The sequence below is a fragment of the Nostoc sp. CHAB 5715 genome, from assembly GCF_020829685.1.
Taxonomy (GTDB): domain Bacteria; phylum Cyanobacteriota; class Cyanobacteriia; order Cyanobacteriales; family Nostocaceae; genus Nostoc.
Genome location: NZ_JAIVFR010001110.1, coordinates 1 through 2,266 on the forward strand (window position 1 = coordinate 1; position 2,266 = coordinate 2,266).

General features: G+C 42.9%; 2 protein-coding genes. Both read right to left on the reverse strand.

What is annotated here, in order from left to right; all coding sequences use genetic code 11:
- Positions 1 to 75: 75 nt before the first annotated feature.
- Positions 76 to 249 (reverse strand): DUF4160 domain-containing protein, encoded by a 174-nt coding sequence (locus tag LC574_RS36530; RefSeq protein ID WP_267871809.1) that lies wholly within the window; start codon positions 247 to 249, stop codon positions 76 to 78.
- A gap of 283 nt (positions 250 to 532) precedes the next feature.
- Positions 533 to 1,936: a ferredoxin:protochlorophyllide reductase (ATP-dependent) subunit N gene (locus tag LC574_RS36535; RefSeq protein WP_229458500.1), complete on the reverse strand. Its 1,404-nt coding sequence runs from the start codon at positions 1,934 to 1,936 to the stop codon at positions 533 to 535.
- Positions 1,937 to 2,266: the final 330 nt, after the last annotated feature.

Consider the following 2,266-nt stretch of genomic DNA (forward strand, 5'->3'; position numbering starts at 1 on the left):
GAGCATTAAAATCGCAGTTTTATAGAAAGGCTCAAAAACTTAAAACCCAGTCACAGCAATAAATCTAGCCTATCTTTAGGTTTTATTTATTATTCTGTTCCATAAAATGAACTGAAGAACCAAAATTGATAAGGTTTCTATATCAATAATTGCCTTTTGCTGATTGTAGCGGACATGGAAATGAGGGGGCGGATGGTCGTTATAGTACATAGTAATGATAATTCCTAAAAAACGACAAATTTCAGGCATCACATCATGTCCGGTTGAACAATTGTCATTGCGAACGAAGTGAAGCAATCCCCGAACCCTTGCGATTGCTTCACTTCACTTCGTTGCGTTCGCAATGACATATCATAAGTAATTTAGCGGACATGATATCACATTATCTTCTCAATTATGCTGTCTATTCAGCCATATCCACCTGATTGTAACTATTTTTAGTAGCTCTTCCTTTGCGCCTCTGTGACACAAAAAAAGGCGAACCCAAAAAGTTCGCCTTTATCATATACTGTTGCTCAATCCAAATCCAAATCTAAATCTTCGCTTCTTCTTTCACCAACTTATCCCAACCCAAATCTTTCAAATTATTATTCCGACGCAACGGACGAGTTACCAACTCTAATATGTCACGCGCATTCGTAAAGCCGTGAATTTGAGCAAAAGTAAACTCCACCGACCACTTTGTATTAATACCGCGTGCTTCCAACGGGTTAGCGTGAGCCATACCAGTAATTACCAAATCTGGTTTCAACTCATAAATCCGTTGAAGTTGATTGTAATTATCCGGCTTCTCCACAATCTTTGGTAGAGGTGAACCCATTTCTTGGCAAGTTTTCTCCAACAAAGCCAACTCAGCAGCTTGATAGCGCTTATCCATGTAGGGAATGCCGATTTCGTGAACTGTCATTCCACAACGGATTAAGAATCTTGCTTGGGAAATTTCCAGCAAGTTATCACCCATGAAGAATACAGACTTACCGCGAATCAGTTTCACGTAATCTTCCAAGCTTTCCCAAATTTGGGCTTCCCGTTCATCCAAACCCTTGGGAGTAATACCGAACACTGAGCAGATTTTCTCAATCCAAGCGCGGGTGCCATCGGGGCCAATGGGGAAGGGTGCGCCAATGAGTTTACACTTGCGGCGACGCATTAAGGTGGTAGCAGTGCGGCTGAGGAAGGGGTTGACACCAGCGACATAATACCCTTCTTCTAGTACTGGCAGTTCAGTGAAGCGCTTGGCGGGTAGCCAGCCGGAAACTTTGATACCTTGTTTCTTCAGTTCCAAAGTTAACTGAGTAACTACGGGGTCGGGAAGGGAGCCAAAGAGAACTAAGGGTGGATGATCCACGTACTCAGATTCATCTTGGGCGACATCTTCTTTCTTTTTACCGAAGTTGAGCAATTTAGCGATCGCATTGCGTTCACTTTTCTCTGTTTCCGCCACCGGAGTCTTATCAGGGCAACGGTTAGCCATAGCAGCTAATACGGTGTCTTCCCCTTGGGTGAAGGCGTAATCTAGACCATTTGCCCGCGCTACAACGATGGGAATCCCAATTTCGGATTCCAGCTTCGGTGCCAAACCTTCCAAATCTGTTTTGATAATTTCGGTGGTGCAAGTGCCAATCCAGACAATTACACTAGGATTGCGATCGCGTTTAATTTGCAAGCACAACCGCTTTAACTCTTCATAATCATTCAGCTGTGCCGAAATATCGCCCTCTTCCAACTCTGCCATTGCATAGCGGGGTTCAGCAAAAATCATCACCCCCATCGCATTTTGCAGGAAGTAGCCACAAGTTTTTGTCCCAATCACCAAAAAGAAGCTATCTTCAATTTTTTGGTATAACCACGCCACGCAGCTAATTGGGCAAAAGGTATGGTAATTTCCAGTTTCACATTCAAAGTTTAAAGCTTCTGGTTGTTGAGCGACAGTCATTTTGGTTTTTTCTCCCCTTGATTTTCAAGTTAGGAGTAATAACTTAGAAGTTATCAGTTAATAGTGAAGAGTTATGAATTATGAGTTTTTATTCCTAACTCCTAACTCCTAACTTTTAACTTTTCTAAACTCCTAACTCCTAACTTAGTAATTAAGCGTTGGGGAAGAGACGGGCAATTTCTGATTCATCAAAAACGCCTGCTGGCAGTTCTTCCCCCAAAAAATCGTTATTTTTTTCAGCTTTTTGCAAAGCTGTTTCATCACTCCAGACATCTGGCAACAGGCAGCATGGACAGCGCCACGGAGGCTTCGCTTTGGGACCGCACCGGG